Source organism: Nocardia sp. NPDC005746, from assembly GCF_040630785.1.
GTDB lineage: Bacteria > Actinomycetota > Actinomycetes > Mycobacteriales > Mycobacteriaceae > Nocardia.
The window spans coordinates 299,556-316,963 of the sequence record NZ_JBEXYE010000002.1; the positions used below are offsets into that span (position 1 = coordinate 299,556).

18 protein-coding genes and 2 pseudogenes are annotated in these 17,408 nt (G+C 68.4%); 7 read left to right on the plus strand and 13 right to left on the minus strand.

The features are described from left to right. Positions 1-25 precede the first annotated feature (25 nt). Positions 26-670 (plus strand): hypothetical protein, encoded by a 645-nt coding sequence (locus ABZ412_RS05220; protein ID WP_357276558.1) that lies wholly within the window; start codon positions 26-28, stop codon positions 668-670. A 95-nt stretch (positions 671-765) separates the two neighbouring features. Next, positions 766-1,800, plus strand: a complete 1,035-nt coding sequence (locus tag ABZ412_RS05225) for a fused (3R)-hydroxyacyl-ACP dehydratase subunits HadA/HadB (protein ID WP_357276561.1) — start codon at positions 766-768, stop codon at positions 1,798-1,800. Between the two features lie 131 nt (positions 1,801-1,931). On the opposite strand, the gene ABZ412_RS05230 is transcribed toward ABZ412_RS05225, so the two are convergent. From ABZ412_RS05230 to ABZ412_RS05245, 4 genes are read right to left on the minus strand one after another with little or no spacing between them, the layout of a single operon-like run. After that, on the minus strand, positions 1,932-2,894 hold the full coding sequence (locus tag ABZ412_RS05230) for an ABC transporter substrate-binding protein (RefSeq protein WP_357276563.1): 963 nt from the start codon (positions 2,892-2,894) through the stop codon (positions 1,932-1,934). Between the two features lie 19 nt (positions 2,895-2,913). Then, positions 2,914-3,669: an ABC transporter ATP-binding protein gene (locus tag ABZ412_RS05235; RefSeq protein WP_357276566.1), complete on the minus strand. Its 756-nt coding sequence runs from the start codon at positions 3,667-3,669 to the stop codon at positions 2,914-2,916. Positions 3,670-3,671: 2 nt separating this feature from the next. Continuing rightward, the gene (locus tag ABZ412_RS05240; RefSeq protein WP_357276568.1) at positions 3,672-4,535 is read right to left on the minus strand and encodes an ABC transporter permease; all 864 of its coding nucleotides are present in this window, start codon (positions 4,533-4,535) and stop codon (positions 3,672-3,674) included. Positions 4,536-4,559: 24 nt separating this feature from the next. Further along, complete coding sequence (locus ABZ412_RS05245; protein WP_357276571.1) at positions 4,560-5,885, minus strand: aryl-sulfate sulfotransferase; 1,326 nt, start codon at positions 5,883-5,885, stop codon at positions 4,560-4,562. A gap of 155 nt (positions 5,886-6,040) precedes the next feature. Here ABZ412_RS05245 and ABZ412_RS05250 point away from each other — a divergent pair, with 155 nt between their 5' ends. Next, a complete protein-coding gene (locus tag ABZ412_RS05250) occupies positions 6,041-7,093 on the plus strand; it encodes a LacI family DNA-binding transcriptional regulator (protein WP_357276574.1) in 1,053 nt (350 codons plus the stop codon). A gap of 131 nt (positions 7,094-7,224) precedes the next feature. On the opposite strand, the gene ABZ412_RS05255 is transcribed toward ABZ412_RS05250, so the two are convergent. Together ABZ412_RS05255 and ABZ412_RS05260 are read right to left on the minus strand one after the other, a co-directional pair. Further along, positions 7,225-7,458, minus strand: coding sequence for a hypothetical protein (locus ABZ412_RS05255; protein ID WP_357276576.1), 234 nt, complete (start codon positions 7,456-7,458; stop codon positions 7,225-7,227). A 95-nt stretch (positions 7,459-7,553) separates the two neighbouring features. Then, a pseudogene (locus tag ABZ412_RS05260) lies at positions 7,554-7,916 on the minus strand (fumarylacetoacetate hydrolase family protein); the annotation flags it as partial. Positions 7,917-7,987: 71 nt separating this feature from the next. Here ABZ412_RS05260 and ABZ412_RS05265 point away from each other — a divergent pair. The 3 genes from ABZ412_RS05265 to ABZ412_RS05275 are packed head-to-tail and all read left to right on the plus strand — an operon-like array spanning position 7,988 to position 9,792. Next, positions 7,988-8,578, plus strand: a complete 591-nt coding sequence (locus tag ABZ412_RS05265) for a WHG domain-containing protein (RefSeq protein ID WP_357276579.1) — start codon at positions 7,988-7,990, stop codon at positions 8,576-8,578. After that, complete coding sequence (locus ABZ412_RS05270; RefSeq protein WP_357276581.1) at positions 8,575-9,423, plus strand: alpha/beta hydrolase; 849 nt, start codon at positions 8,575-8,577, stop codon at positions 9,421-9,423. The genes ABZ412_RS05265 and ABZ412_RS05270 overlap by 4 nt, the downstream gene beginning before the upstream one ends. Positions 9,424-9,432: 9 nt before the next feature. Beyond that, complete coding sequence (locus ABZ412_RS05275; protein ID WP_357276583.1) at positions 9,433-9,792, plus strand: VOC family protein; 360 nt, start codon at positions 9,433-9,435, stop codon at positions 9,790-9,792. A gap of 9 nt (positions 9,793-9,801) precedes the next feature. Here the strand turns inward: ABZ412_RS05275 and ABZ412_RS05280 are convergent, their stop codons facing one another. From ABZ412_RS05280 to ABZ412_RS05290, 3 genes are all read right to left on the minus strand, one after another. After that, positions 9,802-10,998, minus strand: coding sequence for a DUF418 domain-containing protein (locus tag ABZ412_RS05280; RefSeq protein WP_357276585.1), 1,197 nt, complete (start codon positions 10,996-10,998; stop codon positions 9,802-9,804). 91 nt (positions 10,999-11,089) lie between these two features. Beyond that, a complete protein-coding gene (locus ABZ412_RS05285) occupies positions 11,090-11,974 on the minus strand; it encodes an NAD(P)-dependent oxidoreductase (RefSeq protein ID WP_357276588.1) in 885 nt (294 codons plus the stop codon). Between the two features lie 10 nt (positions 11,975-11,984). After that, complete coding sequence (locus ABZ412_RS05290) at positions 11,985-13,604, minus strand: FAD-dependent monooxygenase (RefSeq protein ID WP_357276590.1); 1,620 nt, start codon at positions 13,602-13,604, stop codon at positions 11,985-11,987. Between the two features lie 109 nt (positions 13,605-13,713). Between ABZ412_RS05290 and ABZ412_RS05295 the strand changes: the two genes are divergently transcribed. Continuing rightward, positions 13,714-14,427, plus strand: a complete 714-nt coding sequence (locus ABZ412_RS05295) for a TetR/AcrR family transcriptional regulator (protein WP_357276593.1) — start codon at positions 13,714-13,716, stop codon at positions 14,425-14,427. On the opposite strand, the pseudogene ABZ412_RS05300 reads toward ABZ412_RS05295, so the two are convergent. The 4 genes and pseudogenes from ABZ412_RS05300 to ABZ412_RS05315 form a co-directional block, all read right to left on the minus strand. Further along, positions 14,424-14,747, minus strand: a pseudogene (locus ABZ412_RS05300) (respiratory nitrate reductase subunit gamma); the annotation flags it as partial. The gene ABZ412_RS05295 and the pseudogene ABZ412_RS05300 sit on opposite strands and share 4 nt — an antisense overlap. A gap of 68 nt (positions 14,748-14,815) precedes the next feature. Further along, on the minus strand, positions 14,816-15,382 hold the full coding sequence (locus ABZ412_RS05305) for a DUF308 domain-containing protein (protein WP_357276595.1): 567 nt from the start codon (positions 15,380-15,382) through the stop codon (positions 14,816-14,818). Between the two features lie 76 nt (positions 15,383-15,458). Beyond that, positions 15,459-16,112: a 1,4-alpha-glucan branching protein gene (locus ABZ412_RS05310; protein ID WP_357276597.1), complete on the minus strand. Its 654-nt coding sequence runs from the start codon at positions 16,110-16,112 to the stop codon at positions 15,459-15,461. Positions 16,113-16,181: 69 nt separating this feature from the next. Next, complete coding sequence (locus ABZ412_RS05315; RefSeq protein WP_357276599.1) at positions 16,182-17,318, minus strand: epoxide hydrolase family protein; 1,137 nt, start codon at positions 17,316-17,318, stop codon at positions 16,182-16,184. Positions 17,319-17,408 lie beyond the last annotated feature (90 nt).

Genomic DNA, 17,408 nt, shown 5'->3' on the forward strand with positions numbered 1-17,408 from the left:
GGACCGTCCTGTTAGCTTGCGCGCCATGACTGAAGAAGCGCAGCACGGGGCCGGCTTGACGCGGCGGGTGATCGAGTCGGTGCGGAGTGAGCCCGGCCGGGCGATGTTCGAGCCTGTTGCGTGGGTCGGTTACACACCGTGGGTGGCGGGTGAACCACGGCCCATGGACGAGGAAGCGTTGGCCGGGGCGGTGTTTCCATCGGGGCGGCCGCTCTCGCCGAGCCTTCGAGAGTGGCTCGCGTTCGATACCGGTTTGTTCGAGCGTTGCGGATGGTTCGCGGAGGACGGCGGATTCGCGCCGCGGCCATTGGACGAGCTGGTCGGCGATGAGCTGGGGCAGCCCTGGGGTGAGACCTTCGAGGGGCTGGCCGAGCGGTTCCCGGAGTGTTTCCTGCTGCCGGGCGGGTCGGACTCGCGGCGGGTGCTGGCGGTGGGGGCGGCCGATTCGCTGGGCGAGTACCCCGTGCTCGCTCTGGATGTCGACGACATGCCGTACGCGGGGCTGATGTACCCGGGCTTCGATGTATATGTGGCGGAGGTGGCAGGATTCGTCCGGTGCGAGTTCGAGACCTATACGGATCTGGGCTCGGATGCGGTGTACGGGTGGCGGATGCGGGAGCATGCCGTTCGTAGTTTCTCAGGGCGACTGTGTGCGGAGTATCCCTTCTGATGTTTTCCGCCACGGCTGCCGAATCGTGTGAGAAGGTGTCGTTTCACTCATGATGTCGGTGGGCCACCACCGGTTACCGTGTGGAAGGAATCCGGATGGAGGAGGGCTTGGTGGAGGCGACGTTCGACGTAGCGGGGCTGGTAGGGCATCACTACCGCCTGGACGACTACTACGAGGTGGGCAGGGAGAAGATCCGGGAGTACGCGCGAGCGGTCCAGGACTTCCACCCCGCGCACTGGAGTGAGGACGCCGCCCAGGGGCTCGGATACGTCGGGCTGATCGCGCCGACCACGTTCATCTCCACCGCGGCGATGCTGGCCAATCGCAAGCTGCTGCAGACCGTGCTCGAAGGCTACGACGTGATCGTGCAGACCGATCAGGTCTTCGAGATGTACAAGCCGGTGGTGACCGGCGAGCGGTTGGTCAGTGATGTCGAGTTGTCCTCGGTGCGCCGGATCGGCGGCAAGGATCTGCTCACCATCACGAACACGTTCAGCGACATGGCCGGTGACATCATGCAGGTCATGCACACCACCGTCGTGGGGCTGACCGGCGAGGACGTCAACGCCGATATCAGCGCCACGATCGACCGGGTCATGATGACCGGGCTCGAATCGACGCCCGCCGCTGGCGCCGACGCGGCCCGGGTGCCCGAGCCGGGCGACGCCGCACGGCATTCTCCGGTGTCGCGGTTGCGGACCCCGCTCACGTCGGTGCGATTCGAGGACCTGGCCGTCGGTGACGAGCTTCCCCCTCGGACCGTGACCTTGACCCGCGGCGACCTGGTCAACTACGCCGGGGTCTCCGGCGACGTCAACCCGATCCACTGGCATGCCGAGATCGCCACGCTCGCTGGCCTTCCGGACGTGATCGCGCACGGCATGCTCACGATGGGCTTGGGCGCGGGATTCGTGACCGGCTGGCTCGGCGACCCGGGCGCCATGCTCCGCTACGGAGTCCGGCTGTCGAATTACACGGTGATCGAAGCCGCCTCGGCGGGCGTCGTCGAATTCACCGGCCGCATCAAGTCGCTCGATCCCGAGACCCGGACGGCCGTGGTCGTCATCGTCGCGAAGGCAGCGGGGCGCAAGATCTTCGGTCTCGCCACCGCGGACGTCCGACTCGCCTAGCCACGACGTTCCAGGTGGTGTCATCCCCGGCCACGACACCACCTGGATGCCGCCGGCGATCACGGCGAATCTGATCGCCATGACAACACTTTCGCTCGACACCGCCGCCCGCCTCGCCACCCTCTGACCGATCAGTTGCCGTGGGGGACGAATCCGGCGTCGAGCAGGGTCTTGTAGTCCGGCAGCGGCGTCGAACGGTCGACCTTCCCTTGGTCTTTGGCCCAGGTCCCGAGCTCGGCGAGGGTATCGGCGAGCTCCGGCCGCAACTGCAGGGTGTAGTCGAACTCGGGCAGGATCTTCGCGAGCAACGGCGGGCTCAGCTGGGTGGCGGTGGCGACCGCGGACACCGCCACGCCGGAGCGCGCGGTGAGCTGGGTCCCGGCCTCCCCCAACGCGGCGAAGAACGCCGTCAGCGCCGCCGATTTCGACGCGATGGCGGTATCGGTCGCCAGGTACAGGCTGTGCTGGTTGTAGGTGCCGCCGGTGAGCTCGACGGCATCGTCACCCAGCGATTCGGCCACCTGGGCCTGGTAGGGCTGGAAGATCGAGACGGCATCGACATTGTGCTGGGCCGCCGCGGTCAGCGTCGCGGACGGCGCGACCTGCACGAGATTCGCCGAAATACCGTGGTGCGAGAGCACATTCGACGCGAAGTAGGCGGCGCTGGTGCCCAGCGGCGTGCCGATCGAATGCCCGGCCAGGTTCGCGACCGAGGTGATTCCGGCGCTGCGCCGGGCGATGATTCGTGAACCCTGCCACCGCGATCCGTCCCCGACCACCCGCAGCGCGGGCGACCGGGGCAGGGTGGCCGAGGTCGGCACGTCGGCGGCGGTGGCGATATCGACCTGGTGGGCGGCGAGCGCCTGCAACGCCTCCACGCCGGTCGAGAAATTGACGACCTTCACTTTCACGTCGTGCTCGGTGAACAATCCGGCCTGCTGGGCGACGGGAATCTGCGCCCACGACGGGTCGACCACGAATCCGACGGTGAGGGTCTTGGGGTCGGAATCATCGGAGGACCCGCACGCTGTCAGCGGAAGTGCCAGGGCGAGTACGGCCAGGGCGGCGGTCAGGGGGCGGAGGAGCTTCTTCACAACTGTTCTCTTCTTCTCTTCATATCGCGTGCTGGATACCGAGTTCGTGGTGGAGCAGCCGGCGCAGTTCGCTGTAGCCGGGCTGGTCGGCCAGGGCGTCCGCGGGCCGGGGCCGGGACAGCGGATTGGGGATCTGATTGGTGATCCGCCCGCCCGCGAGCACGCTGATGGTGTCGGACAACCGGATCGCCTCGTCGACGTCATGGGTGACGAAGACGATCGTGCGTTGCAGCCGGGTCCACAGATCGATGAGCAGGTCCTGCATATTGAGCCGGGTCAGCGCGTCCAAGGCCGCGAACGGCTCGTCCATCAGCATGATCTCGGGTTCACCGGCGAGCATGCGTGCGATCCCGACGCGTTGACGCATGCCGCCCGACAACTGGGCGGGCCGCTTGCGCCGCACCTCGGCGGGCAGCCCGACCACGTCGAGCAGCTCGTCGATCCGATTGCCGCGCAAGCGAACCGGCACCCGATGGGCACGCAGCGCGAAGTCGATATTGCCCGCCACGCTCAGCCACGGGAACAACACGTCCCGCTGGAACGCGACGCCGCGCCGCGGATGGGGGGCGAGCACCGGCACGCCATTGTCGGTGACGGCGCCCGAGGTGGGTGTGATGAGCCCGGCCAGGCAGTGCAGCAGTGTCGATTTGCCGCTGCCCGACGCGCCCACCAGCACCGTGAACGAGCCGTCCGGAACGGTCAGATCGATGCCGTGCAGGGTGGGCTGCGGGGTGTTCGGGAAACGGACCGTCAGGTCGCGGGTGGCGATCGCCATGACTAGCTCACCTCCCGCGCCCAGCGCTGAACCGGGGCGCTGATCGCCGCGATCACGGCGTCACCGATCGCACCCAGGACCCCGAGCACCAGCAGGCAGAAGATCAGCCGGTCGGCCTGGGAGAACAGCTGCGCCTGATAGATCCGATACCCGAGACCCGCCGTGGTGCCGGTCATCTCGGCGACCACGATGAGCACGAACGCCATGGCCGCGCCGACCCGCACACCGGCCACCACATCGGGCAGCCCTTCGGCGATGACGACGCGGGTCAGCGTCTGCCAGCGCCCCGCGCCGAGGCAGCGTGCGGCTTGCAGGTAGTCGGCCGGGGTTCCGGAGAATCCGGAATGGCTGTTGATCCAGACCGGAACGAACACACCCAGGGCGATCACCAAAATCTTGCTGTTCTCACCGATCCCGAACCAGAGAATCGCCAAGGGCACCAAACCGATCGTCGGCACCGGCGACAACAGGCGCAGCACCGGCTGCAACAAGGCCCGCCCGGCCCCGGTGCTCGCGGTGAGGACGGCCGCGAACACGCCGGCGGCCACACCGAGCAGCAGACCGAACACCGCGCGGCGCAGGCTCGCCGTCAGATCGGGGATCAGCAGACCCTCGGTCCACAGCGTGTGCCCGGCGGTCAGGATCTGGGGGACGGTCGGAAACAGCTGGCGGGGAAAGGGTTCGGCGGCGGCGACCAGGGACCAGGCCAGCACGGCCAATCCGATCCCGGCCGCCGTGCCGCCGATCGTTCGCCATCGCGGTGACCAGCGCGGGTACGGCCGCCGCGTCCGGCGCGGTTCGTCCGCCACCGCGGCGGGCGGTCGCGACGCGGTGCGGCCCGACGTGGTTTGCACGCTCGATGTCATGGGATTCACCTGAATTCGGCGGAGCTAGGTGGTGGGACGGACCGTCGTCCGCAGATCGACGGCGGCCAGATCGGGATGCGGCTCGAGCGGCACCCATTCGGCGGGGACGGCCTGCGCGCGGTACACCAGCGGGGTGTCGCTGAGCCGGTCCACGCCCGGCACGCGCGGCTCGTGCACCTCGGGTTCACCGGCGACCCCTCGACCCTCATAGGGCGACACGTACTCCCACACCACATCGCCCTGCGGGGTGACCTGGAACAGGCGGCCGGTCATGCCCTCGGTGATGAGGGTGTTGCCGTTCGTCAGTCGCTGGGCATTGCTGACGAACGAGCTGAAGAATGTCCACGACGGCAGCCCGGAATCCTCCGCGGTGTACTGCCACACGATCTGCCGGGTCGTCGGATCGATCTCGAGCACCCGGGATCCGGCGTAGATGCCCAGGGCCGCCGGCGGATACCCCGCGCCGCCCTGATTGTCGAAGACGAGGATATTGCCCGCGCCCGGCAGGCCGTCGGCGATGAGATGCGGATTGTGTTGTCCGGAGATCTGATCGAGCGGCCGCGGCACCTTGTGCGCATTGATCCGCTGATGCTGCGCCCCGGCCTCGGCGTCGAAGTACGGGCCCAGCTTCCAGACGATCGAACCCGAAGCCTTGTCGATCAGCGCCACCACATTGGCCTTGCGGCTGCTGATCAGGATGTTGTCGGGCTGGAACACGCTGTCGGGGTCGGCGCGATGCCAGCGGTTGGGTCCCAGCGTCTTCGCACTGTTGATCTCCAGATAGCCCCAGGCATCGTCGGGGTCGCGAGCGACGGTCTCGCGCAGGGCATCCCACCCGGCCTCGGAGAATCCGAGTTCGTCGAGATGGTCACCGGCCCGCCACTCCCACACGATCGACCCGTCCGGAGCGACCTCGTACAGCCCCTGGTCGCCCACCACGGTCGAGCCCAGCTGCGGAACCACGCGGGGAATGGTGACCAGCAGCAGGTGGTTGCCATTGGCCAGCAGTTCCCAGTCGTGGTTCTGCCGGGCCGCGCCGCCCGGAGCCTGCGTGCCCCACTCCCACACCCGCTCGCCGTCCCAGGTCAGTTGTCCCACAGTGCCATTGGCGTAGATCCCGCCACGCGGATCGCCACTGAGCGAGAGCTGCACTCCGATGTCACCCAGCCGTCCGGTCAGTGCCGGATCCAGGATGCGCGGCGGCACACCGGCACAGGACCATTCGTGGTGCACCGCGCCGTGCATGTCGATGAGCCGGGTGACGGAGTCCGCGCCGGTGAACACGATGTAGCTGTCATGGGCTGATTCCGGTTCGTAATAGGTGACACCGGTGAGTCGTACGAAGGCCATGCATTCACTCCATCAGTCGGCTGTTAAGCGGTCGGGTCGCGGATGTAACGAATCTAATCGATTTGCGCGGGACGGAACCGGTGCGGAGACTGTAAGAATCAGAACGATTTCAAGCCTGGGCAACCGGCCCGCGAGCGACGAGAGTTGGGACCAACGTGACCGCCAAACGCGCCACCCTCGCCGATGTGGCCCGGCGAGCCGGTACCTCCACCGCCGTCGTCAGTTATGTTCTCAATGACGGTCCCCGTCCGGTCTCGGACGCCTTGCGCGCCAGAGTGACCGCCGCCCTCGACGAACTCAACTACCGCCCCGATCGCGTCGCGCGCGCCCTGCGGCGCCCGCGACGCTGGCGGCACCTCGGCCTGCTCGTCCCCGACGTCCGCCTCCCCCTCTTCGGCACCCTGGTCGGCCACATCGAGATCGAGGCCCGCCACCGCGACCACCTCACTCTGATCGGCAATACCGCCTACGACCCCGAACGCGAGATCGAATTCGCCGCCGCCTTCGTCGACTCCGGCATCGAGGGGCTGATCGTGGTCGGCGGGGCCAACGGTCCCGCGACGGCCGAATTGTGCAGGCAGGCCCGCATTCCCATCGTCTGGGTGCACAATAACCGCGACCACGTCGACGCCGGCATGGTCGGCGCGGACCATGCGCAGGCGGGACGGCTGGCCGCGAACCATCTGGCCCGGGATCATCGGCGCCGATCCATCGTCTTCGTCGGCGGATTCACCCCCGACGAGGTCGCGCACGGCGACCGCGAAACCGTCGCCCAGCGCTACGAGGGCTATGTCTCCGTCGTCGGACCTGCGGCCGCACAACGGATTCCCACGGACCTCACGCCGGCGGGCGCGTACGACGCCGTACGGCGCTACCTCGCCGACCATCCCACTCCGGACGGGCTCGTGGTCGGCACCTACGCCCAGGCCGCCGCGACCCTGCGGGCCGTGGCTGATGCCGGACTGCGCATCCCCGAGGACGTCGCCGTCGTCGGCTACGACGCCGACGCCGCGAACACATACGCCCCGTTGATCCTCACCACCGTCCAGCAGCCGATCGACGACATCGCCCGCACGGCCCTGTCCCGCGTCCTCGACGCAGCCGGAAACACGAACTCCCCCAGCGCTCCCCCGTCGCCCTTCGGCGTCCACCTCAGCCTCGGCGAAACCTGTGGCTGCACGGTCCGGCGGACTCACTCCACGCCGTGACGCGGCGGCGGTATCGGTCGCCAGGTACAGGCTGGCATATCGAGAGCTGTAGGAAACCGGCGGCGGATCAACCGGCGCCTACCCCGTCCCCGAGCGGGGAAGAGCGCCGGTTGGCATGACGGAGAATTCGACTACTTGGGCTGCCCGCCGTTAGCCGAACCGGTGGACAGTCCGCCGAGGAGGCCGAGGATCGCGGCAGCCAGCGGCGAACTGCACGTCTGAGGCATGCTCGAGGTGCATCCGCCGGATCCGGTATCCGCTACCGTGGTGGGCGCATTCGCCGCGGAGGCCGTGGCTGCGGAGACCAGTTGGCCGGGAATGAGCAAACCCGCGGCGACGACGACTCCGGCAATAGAACGCTTCATCAAGTCCTTCTCTTCTGTGTACCCCGGCGGATGCCTCCTCCGGTTCGGACGCTACAGACCGGAATCGGCCGCGTTGCAGCCCTCGATTCCAGGGGCTAACGCTGCGCGGCAGGCAAGATGCGACCCCGGACCTCGCCGAGCCCGAGGCGAGCGCCCGCTGGTCCTGGAGCGGTCGCGGTGATGACCACCTCGTCGCCGTCTTCCAGGAAGGTGCGCAGTTGTCCGTTGATCGACACCGGTTCGGTACCGCCCCAGGACTATTCGATGAACGAGCCGCGTTGTTGCCGTGCTGGTCCGGAAATGGTCCCCGACGCGTAGAGGTCGCCGGTGCCGGGTGGCCGCGCCGTTCGCCGTGAGATGGGCCGGCATCTGTGTGCCGGGGGCCGGTACATGCGGCTGTAGGGCGGGTAGGAGGCCGGCGTGCCGTTCCAGGTGACGGTGAGCTCGATATCGAGGCCCCGAGCTTTGTCCGCCACCAAACCTATGTATATTAGGTTTTTACCTAACTGACCTAGGAAGGAATTGGCTCATGTCGCCGCGGGTGGGTCTGAACGCCGAACGCATCACGCAGGCGGCCGCCGAGATGGCCGATGCCGTCGGGTTCGACAACGTGACGCTGGCCGCGGTCGCCAAGCATTTCGGGGTGAAGGATCCGAGCCTCTACTCCCACGTCCGGAATCTGCAGGATCTGCGTACTCGCATCGCCTTGCAGGCGGCGGTCGAGATGACCGACCGGATCGGCGTGGCGGTCCAGGGGCGCGCCGGCCGCGACGCGCTGATCGCCTTCGCGAACGCCTACCGCGACTACGCCCGCGAACACCCCGGCCGCTACGACGCGACCCAGCGCAAGCTCGACATCGAGGCCATCGCCGACGCTCCCGGGGCCGTCCGCAGCGTGCAACTCACCGAGGCTTTGCTGCGCGGCTACGACCTCGACGGCGCCGAGCTCATCGACGCGGGCCGGCTGCTGCGCAGCACCTTCCACGGATTCGCGACGCTCGAGACCGTCGGCGGCTTCAACCACTCCCGTGAGACCGACGGGTCCTGGGCGCGCATCCTCGATGCCCTGCATCTGCTGCTGACCCAGTGGCCGACATCGAAACAGGAGACCCCGCAATGAGATCCGAGACGCTACCGGTACCGGGCGCGACCATCTACTACGAGGTACGCGGCAGCGGCCCGCTCGTGCTGTTCCTGCCCGGCGGCGGTGGCGACGCGGCCTCGGTGGACCCGATCGCCGAGCTGCTCGAGGACCGGTTCACGGTGGCTTCGCTGGACCAGCGCGGCTATTCGCGCAGTGTGCTCGACGGTCCGCCGCAGACGCAGCGGGTCGGCGTGCAGAGCGACGACGTCCACCGGCTGCTGACCCACCTCACCGCTGAGCCCGCGCTCGTCGTCGGCGCCAGCAATGGCGCGATCGTCGGACTCGATCTGCTGGCCCGGCATCCGGAGCAGGTGTCGCTGCTGATCGCGCACGAACCACCATGCTTCGCCGTTCTTCCCGACGCCGCCGAACAGCGCGCCATGATCGAGGAGGTCTACACGCTGTTCCGCACCGAAGGCCCCGGCCCGGCGTCGGTGCGCTTCCTGGCGGGCATCGGCAATGCGATGAAGCCGTCCCCGCTGCCCGACGAACTGGCGCCGCGCGCCGCCGAGATGTGGGCGCGACTGGCCGCCAACGGCCCGCTGATGCTCGAACACGAGCTGCGGGAATTCACCTCGTACCTGCCCGATTTCGCGGCGCTCACCCCCGTGGCGGATCGACTGGTCATGGCCGCCGGGCGTGAGACGAAGGGCTGCCTGCCGTACCGTCCCGCCGTCGAGATCGCCCGCCGACTGGGGGCCGAGGTCACCGAGTTCCCCGGCGCCCACAATGGGATGCGCACCGAGGCCGTCGAATTCGCCGCGCAACTGGGCGACATCCTGACGGCGCACCTGCGCGCTGGAGCGGCCGGGCGCTGTTAGCGTCGGCACATGATCACCGGTGCGCACACCATCCTCTACGCCGAGGACGCCGACGCGGCACGGGCCTTCTTCCGTGACGTCCTCGGCCTGGCCCATGTCGACGCGAACAACGGGTGGCTCATCTTCAAGTCGCCGCCCGCCGAACTCGCCGTGCATCCCGCGCAGGTCCCCGACAGCGGCAAGGCGGAGCTGTACCTCATGTGCGACGACCTGAACGCCACCGTGGCCGACCTGCGGTCGAAGGGCGTCGAATTCACCCCGGACGTCACCGATGCCGGGTGGGGCCTGCTCACCATGCTGAAGGTGCCGGGCGCGGGCCAGATCGGCCTGTACCAGCCGCGACACGCCACGGCCTACGACCTGCCCTGAACAGCGCGCCTACGCTGTCGGTTTCCGCCAGACGGGGATCGACAGGTAGGTCGCCGTGCGCAGCAGCCACTCCACCGGGCCGTACGGATGAGCCCGCAACCACCAGGCGCTCAGCCGGATCTGCGCCAGATACGTGGCAACCGCGATCACGACGACCACGACCGGAGGCACGCGATCGGCCAGTGCCAGGCCGTATCCGGTGTAGATGAGCATCAGGACCACCGACTGCCCGATGTAGTTGGTCGCCGCCATCCGCCCGGCGGGTGCGAGCCAGCCCACCGCGCCGGCCCACCGGTAGCGGGCCAGCCACACGATGCCCGCCGCGTATCCGAGTGTCAGCAACGGATTCGCGAGTTCCTGCACCCCGTACCAGAACGACGGCAGTTCCCCGTGGAGCGTCATCAACGTCACTGTGACGGCGGAAACGGGCAGTCCCACACCGCATCCCACCGCCAGCGCCCGGGGCAGCCACCGGGTCGTCCAGTCCGCGTCCTCGAACACGCGGCGCTTGCCGGCCGCCAAGCCGACGAGGAACATCCCCAGCGCCGGCAGGCCCTGACCGATCCAGGTGAAGATCATGAACTTCGGGCCGAACTCCAGCTGAGCGCGCAGCGTGTCACCGACATTGCCGGTGTAGCCATCATGCATCCGCTGCAAGTCGAACACCTCGCCCAGCCCGGCCAGTCCCCCGTTGCCCGGGAGGAACGCCAGCGACGCGAACGCGAAATACAGCACCAGGCCCGTGATCAGGGCCGGGCGCGGCCGAATCCAGCGCAGCGCCACCAGGATCAGGCACAGGGCGGCGTACAGGGTGAGGATGTCGCCGATCCACAACATCAGCAGATGCGCCAGACCGATCAGGAACAGCGCGAGGCAGCGTCGCAACAGCCGGGGCGTGGCCGCGACGCCCGCACGCCCGGCGGCCGCGATCTGCAAGGTGAACGAGTACCCGAACAGGAACGCGAACAGCAGATAGAACTTGCCGAGGAAGAACCCGTCGATCAGCCCGTAGACGAACCGGTCCAGCGTGCCGTCGAACATCGGCTGCGGATCGGCGCCTGCGCCCGGCGACGACCAGAGCATGGTCGCCACCACGGTATTGGTGACCAGAATCCCGAACAGCGCGAACCCGCGCAGGCTGTCGACCACCCCGATGCGCTGCCTTTGCGTCACACCGGCTACCTGGGTTTCGAGCTGTTCGGACATGCCCTCACGCTATTTCCGGCAGCGCCTCCGACACATCCACCGCGGCCCCGGATTCCCTATCCGACCTCCGAGGTATTGACAGGCCCGGAAGTCATCCCATGGCAGGACCTCTGAGCAGGTCGATGAGTTTGGTTTCGGACAGATCGCCATGTCCCGCCGCGACCAGACGCTCGAAGATCCGCTCGGCGGTCTGCCCCAGGGCCGCGGGAGTGCCGACCGCATCGGCCAGTTCGACCCCGATCCGGGTGTCCTTCAGCCGCAGCGCCGCGGTGAAGGCGATGTCGCGGTCGTGCACGCCGCCGACCATCTCCGCGCACATACGGATCACCGTCGGACTGGCCGCACCGCCACGCGAGAGGGTGTCGGCGACGACCGCCAGGTCCAAACCCGCGAGCTCCGCGGTGCGCAGCGCCTCGGCGGTGGCGGCGATCTGAATCGAACCGAGCAGGTTCTGGATCAGTTTGTAGCTCGTGCCCGAACCGACATCACCGAAGTGCACGATGTCGGTACACAGTGGTCGCAGCAGTGGGCGCGCCGCGTCGAGGTGGGCGGCGGCCGCGCCGACGAACAGGGTCAGTCGTCCGGCGGCCGCGGCATCGGGGAGCCCCGTAACCGGGGAGTCGAGATACCGAAGACCGTGGGCGGCGGCATGTTTCGCCAGCTCCAGCGCCCAGGGCCGGGAGATGGTCGAGAACTCCACCGCGAACGCGCCCGGCGCATACTCCCCCGCCAGCGCACCGTCCGCCCCCAACCACGTTGCCCGCGACGCCTTGTCATCGGCCACCATGACGAAGATCGCCTCGGCGTTCCAGGAGGCCTCGCGGGGCGTGGCCGCGAACGCAGCGCCCTGGGCGACGAGTTCGTCGGCCTTGGCGGCGGTCCTGTTGTAGACCACCACCTCATGCCCGGCGGCGATCATGCGCCCCGCCATCCCCGCACCCATCCGGCCCAACCCCAGAAACGCGATCCTCGCCACGAGCCGAACCCTACCCAGCCCCGGTGACCGGCTGCATCGCTCGGCCGTCGAGCGACAGGATTTCACTCAGTGCATCGATCAGGGCGGTCCGCGGGTCGAGGGGCCGCTCGATCATGCGCCAGGCGATCACGTGGTCGGGGCGCACCAGAACCACGCCGTCCGGGCGCGAGCCGATGCCATCGGTCCAATCGCCGTCCGTCACAGGAATTCGATGCACGGCCAAGGGAATCGACAGTGCATCCGCCGCGGCGTGCGCGGCATCGGCCCAATCCTCGTCGGCGGTCAGGACGGTGAGATCCCTGCCGACCAGATCGAGTGTCGACGCCCTGCCTCCGTCGTGCGGCACCCATCGATGCGGCAGGCGCGAGCCGGGCGTGCCGTCCAGGACCAGCGAAATGTCCTCGGTGGAAGGCAATGTGGGGTTCGATCCGATGACAGCGGTGGATTCGTAGCGGTAGCCCACGTGTACGACCGGCGCATTGAGCACCCCGGCTCGCCGGCGCGCCGTGATGATCTCCGGCGTGTTCTCCCAGTGCAGCCGGGGATCAGGCAGCCGCAGCACGGCTTGTTCGAGCGTGGTCGCGGCGACCGGCCGCCGTTCGGCCTCGTAGCTGTCCAGAAGTCCAGGGTCGGCCCACCCGTGGTGGACGGCGGCGATCTTCCACGCGAGGTTGTGGGCATCCGCCACACCGGTATTCAGTCCGAAAGCGCCCAGCGGAGGCACCGTGTGGGCGGCATCGCCCACGAGGAAGACCCGACCGGACCGGAACCGCTCGGCCAGCTGTCCACGCGGCCGCCAGGGCAGCACGCTGATCACCTCGACATCGAGGGCAGGGTCACCGATCGCCGCACGGATCAGCCCCACACACCGGGCATCGGGGAAACCCCCGTCCGAATCATCGGCGGGCACATGGAGAATCCACTCGCCGGTACCGTCCACGGTGACCAGCAGGCCCGAGACGTCCGGGTTTTCGATGGTGCAGGTCGCGAACGAACGGCCGCCGACATACGGCGTGAGGTCAGCGCGAAACAGCATGCTGATCATGGGCGTTCCCAAGGGCCCGGGCCCCTCGACCGCGATATCGAGCAGGCCACGGACATCGCTACGCGCCCCGTCCGCGCCGATCAGATAGTCGGCCCGCACGACGGAGCCGTCGGACAACACCGCGCGCACACCGTCGTCGTCCTGCGTGAACGATTCCAGCCGCGTCGAATACCGCACCACCGCACTGCGTTCCCGCGCCGCGGGCAGCAGCACCGAGTCCAGCCGATGCTGCGGGCACAGACCCCGCACCAGCGCGGGGCTCGAATCGTCCGTGCGCGAGGTGGCAACCGCCGCGCCCGCGGGGTCGGTCGCGGTGAATTCGGCCTCGGCCAGCGTGCGCGCATAGATCTTGCCGAGTCCGGCGCGCATATCGATGCTCACCGCATCGACCGCGTCTTCGAGCCCTTCGGCGCGCAGCATCTCCATGGTTCGCCGCGACAGCCCGGTGGCGCGCGGATGCGGTGACGGGCCGGGCTGTGCTTCGACCACCAGCGTCGGAACATGGTGCCCGGACAGGAAGACGGCGGCGGCCAGGCCGACCGTGCCTCCTCCGGCGATCAGGACGGGAACTAGGTCTTCGGTCATGTGCGGGACTCCTTATGGATACGCCGTAGCCGTAGTGGATACACCGTAGCCACAGTGTTAGGCTGGGCGCAATGCCGCAGTGAGGCGCGAGAACCCGGACAGGAGCGCGATGACGAACGAGAATCCGATGCTGGTCTGGAGCAAGCAGCGCCCGGAGCCCGCTCGGCGCGCACCGAGCGTCGACCGCATCGTCGCCACCGCCCTGACCCTGGCCGACGCCGAGGGACTCGACGCGGTATCCATGCGCCGCATCGCCACCGAACTCGGCTCCGGCACCGCCTCGCTCTACCGCTACATCACCGACCGCGGCGAACTACTGGACCTCATGATCGACGCCGCCCAGGCCGAAATCCCCCCACCCGCGCTCACCGGCGACACCCGCGCCGACCTCGCGGCGGTCGCCCACCACTTCCGGGATCTCCTGCTCCGCCATCACTGGCTGGGCCGCGTCCTGTCCGGCCGTCCCGCCCTGGGTCCGAATGCCCTGCGCCGCTTCGATATCGCCATGGCCGCGGCCTTGGAGCTCACCGACGACATCACTCTCGCCGCCAATATCGTCGATACGGTGCTGTCCTACGTCGCCGGTGCCGCCATCCAGGAACTGTCCGAGATTCGCGCGCAACGGCGCACCGGACTCACCGAGAACCAGTGGCGGGAGGCGGTCGGCCCCTACCTCCGGACCGCCATCGCCACCGGCGACTATCCCCACTTCGCCCGCCGCATCCGCGACGCCGAAGACCACACTCCCGACCGGACATTCGCCTTCGGCCTGTCCTGCGTCCTCGAAGGCGTGCTGGCAATCGCGCGAGCTGCCTCGGACTAGTGCCCGACCGGCTCCCAGCCGCGCTTGGGCTTCGACTCACCCGGGGTCCGGACATCGCGGCTGCGGTAGACGATGTAGGGGCGGGCCAGGTAGCCGTACATTGTCGCGCCGAGGCCCAGCGCCAGGGTCAGGCCCAGCAGCACGTACATGACCTTGTCGTTGCGGGTGGTGGCCGAGAAGACCGGGCCCACGGTGCGACGTCGGTAGATCAGGATGATCGGGCCGACGACCGTCGCGACGCCCGCGATCGCGCCGAGGCCGAACGAGGCTGCGTGATAGACGCTTTCACTGATCCCGACCGCCTCGGTCCACGATTCCGGCGTCTCATGTGCGATGCCTTCCCTCCTGCTGGGGCATGACCCCATACGAAGGTCACGCGGAGGATTTGTCAGACAGTTCCGACGGTCACCGGCTGCACCCGCAGGCCGATCGCGATCTCCGAGACGCCGAGCGCGACCGTCAGCAGCCCCACGGTGATCGAGAGCGGCGGCAGCGTCGTGAACGGCGCGACCGCGACGCCCACCCCCGCGGCCACGGTCGCCAGCCCGATCAGCTCCAATCCGCCCGCGCCCGCGTACTCCTCGGACCACACTCCGACGATCGCCTGCACGATTCCCCGCAGCACCCAGCCGATCCCGATCCACAAGGACAGCAAGGCAACCCACTCGCCACCGTCGAGGGTCCACAGCGCCAGCACGAGGGAGACGACCGCGCTGAACACCTCGAGCCATTTGAGGGCCGTGTGGATCCGGGCGCCGAACGCCATCACCAATTGGAAGGCCGCCGTCGCCAGCAGCACCAGCCCGAAGAGGATTCCCGCCACCTGCCACGATTTGTCCGGCCAGACCGCCAGGACCACCCCCAGCACCACAGAGCAGCCGCCGGTGACGACCAGCGACTGCCAAGCCCAATCGGCGAAGACCTCGCTTCGCCCCTCTATCCGGTTGGCGGGCACCTATTCATGATATGACCGATTCATCCAGGTAACTGGACGTTTGCATGTGCGCTCGGCGCGTCGGACCCATCCGCAGTCAGGGAGCGCTGAGGAAAATCCCGCGCGGCGTGGTGCCGTCGGGGGCCGACCACGGCGCGTCCAGATGGCTCCGGTCACGGCCCAGCGACCGGCCCGTGGCGAGGCGCCGGTGCACGCGGATCAGCTCCGCGCCCGCATTGGTGGAGCGGTCGGAGTCGAAGGCGATGTCGGTGTGGGCGTCGGTGTCGATCACCGTGGGCCGGAATCCCGGTGCGGGCGTGAGGATGTCGCCCGGCACTACGTGCACTGTCAGGTCCGGGGTGTCACTGGTGTTCTGGTCCTGCGGGGTGGCTTTGCCGGTCAGCAGCAGGGCGGCCTGTTCGATGAACACCGGGTCGTGGGCGGCGTCGTAGAGCCAGCGCATGCCGAGCACACCGTGTTCGGAGGTGCCGATCAGCGCGTGGTCCAGACCCTCGATGCGGGCGCCGCGGTAGGTCATCGGAACCAGATACGCGACCGGCACCGGACCCGCGAGGTCGGTGACGACCATGAGTTCGATGCCGACCTCACCGTCGGGGTCGTCGAGCCGGAATCCGCCCGACTTGACCAGGGCGGGCGTCCCGGCGCCGACATGCCAGTGCCGGGTGGGTAGCCACGCCGTCAGCAATTCCAGCTTCGCGGGCTGCATGGTCGTCTTGTGGATCTCGGCCATAGAGCCATCCTGCCAGAGTCCGGCGGGATCGCGGCCGAACCCCTTGCGGCGGACCGATATTCGCCAATGTCAGCGCAGCTTTCGGAAGAAGTCACGCAGATCCCGGGTCAGCAGATCGGGGGTCTCCATCGACGCGAAGTGGCCGCCGCGGTCGAACTCCGACCAGTGCGCGACGGTGTTCTGCCGCTCGGCCAAGCCGCGAATCGTGCCGTTACCTGGGAAGACCGCCACTCCGGTCGGAACTCCGGAATTGGGCAGCTCGGCGCCCCAGTGCCGGGATTCCTTGTACAGACGCATGGACGAACCCGCGGTGTTGGTGAACCACAGCACCGAGAGGTTGGTCAGCAACAGATCGCGGTCGATCGCCGCGTCCGGGGTCTCGCGGGCCGGATCGGTGAAGGTGTTCACCACGTCGAGCACCCACGCGAGCAGGCCCGCCGGGGAGTCGGCGACGGCCGGGGCAAGGGTCTGCGGACGGGTCGAATGCATGCCCGCGTACCCGGAGGTCTCGCTGCTGCTCCAATCCTTCAGCCGCGCCAGCTTCCGCTGATCGGCCTCGCTGTAGCCGGAACCGTCGTCGTTCCAGGCCGGGATCGTGATGGGATCGTTGAGGTGCACACCCGCCACCCGATCGGGCACGAGCCGGCCGATGCCGGGAGCGATGAACGATCCGGCGTCCCCGCCGTGCGTGCCGTAGCGGGTGTAGCCCAAGGCGGCCATGAGCTTCACGATCAGCTCCGCGGACCGCTCGGTCGCGGCATCCCCCGCGTGCCGCGTCGGTCCGGAGAAACCGAACCCCGGCAGCGTCGGAATGACCACGTCGAAGGCATCGGCCGGATCGCCGCCGTGCCCGCCCGGATCGGTGAGCGGTCCGATCATGTCGGTGAAGTCCTCGAACGGCCAGCCGTGCACCAGCACCAGCGGCAGGGCGTCCGGCTCGGGCGAGCGGACGTGCGTGAAATGCAGTCGCTGATCGTCGATTTCGGTGACGAACTGGGGATGGCGGTTGCGTTCGGCCTCGTGGACGCGCCAGTCGTAGCCGCTGCTCCAGTACTCGCACAGCTCGCGCACGTACACGGTCGGAATGCCGTAGGACCAGCCCACCTCGGGCAGGTCGGCGGGCCAGCGGGTGCGGGCCAGGCGAGTCCGCAGATCGTCGATGTCGGAGTCCGGAATGTCGATTCGGAAGGGCTCGAAAACCGTCATGTCTCCACGGTAGGAAGCAACTAGGTCAGGGGCAGTCCTAATCTGTTCGCCGATTCCGCTGCGGCGGCCCGCGTTCTAGGCTGGTACGCA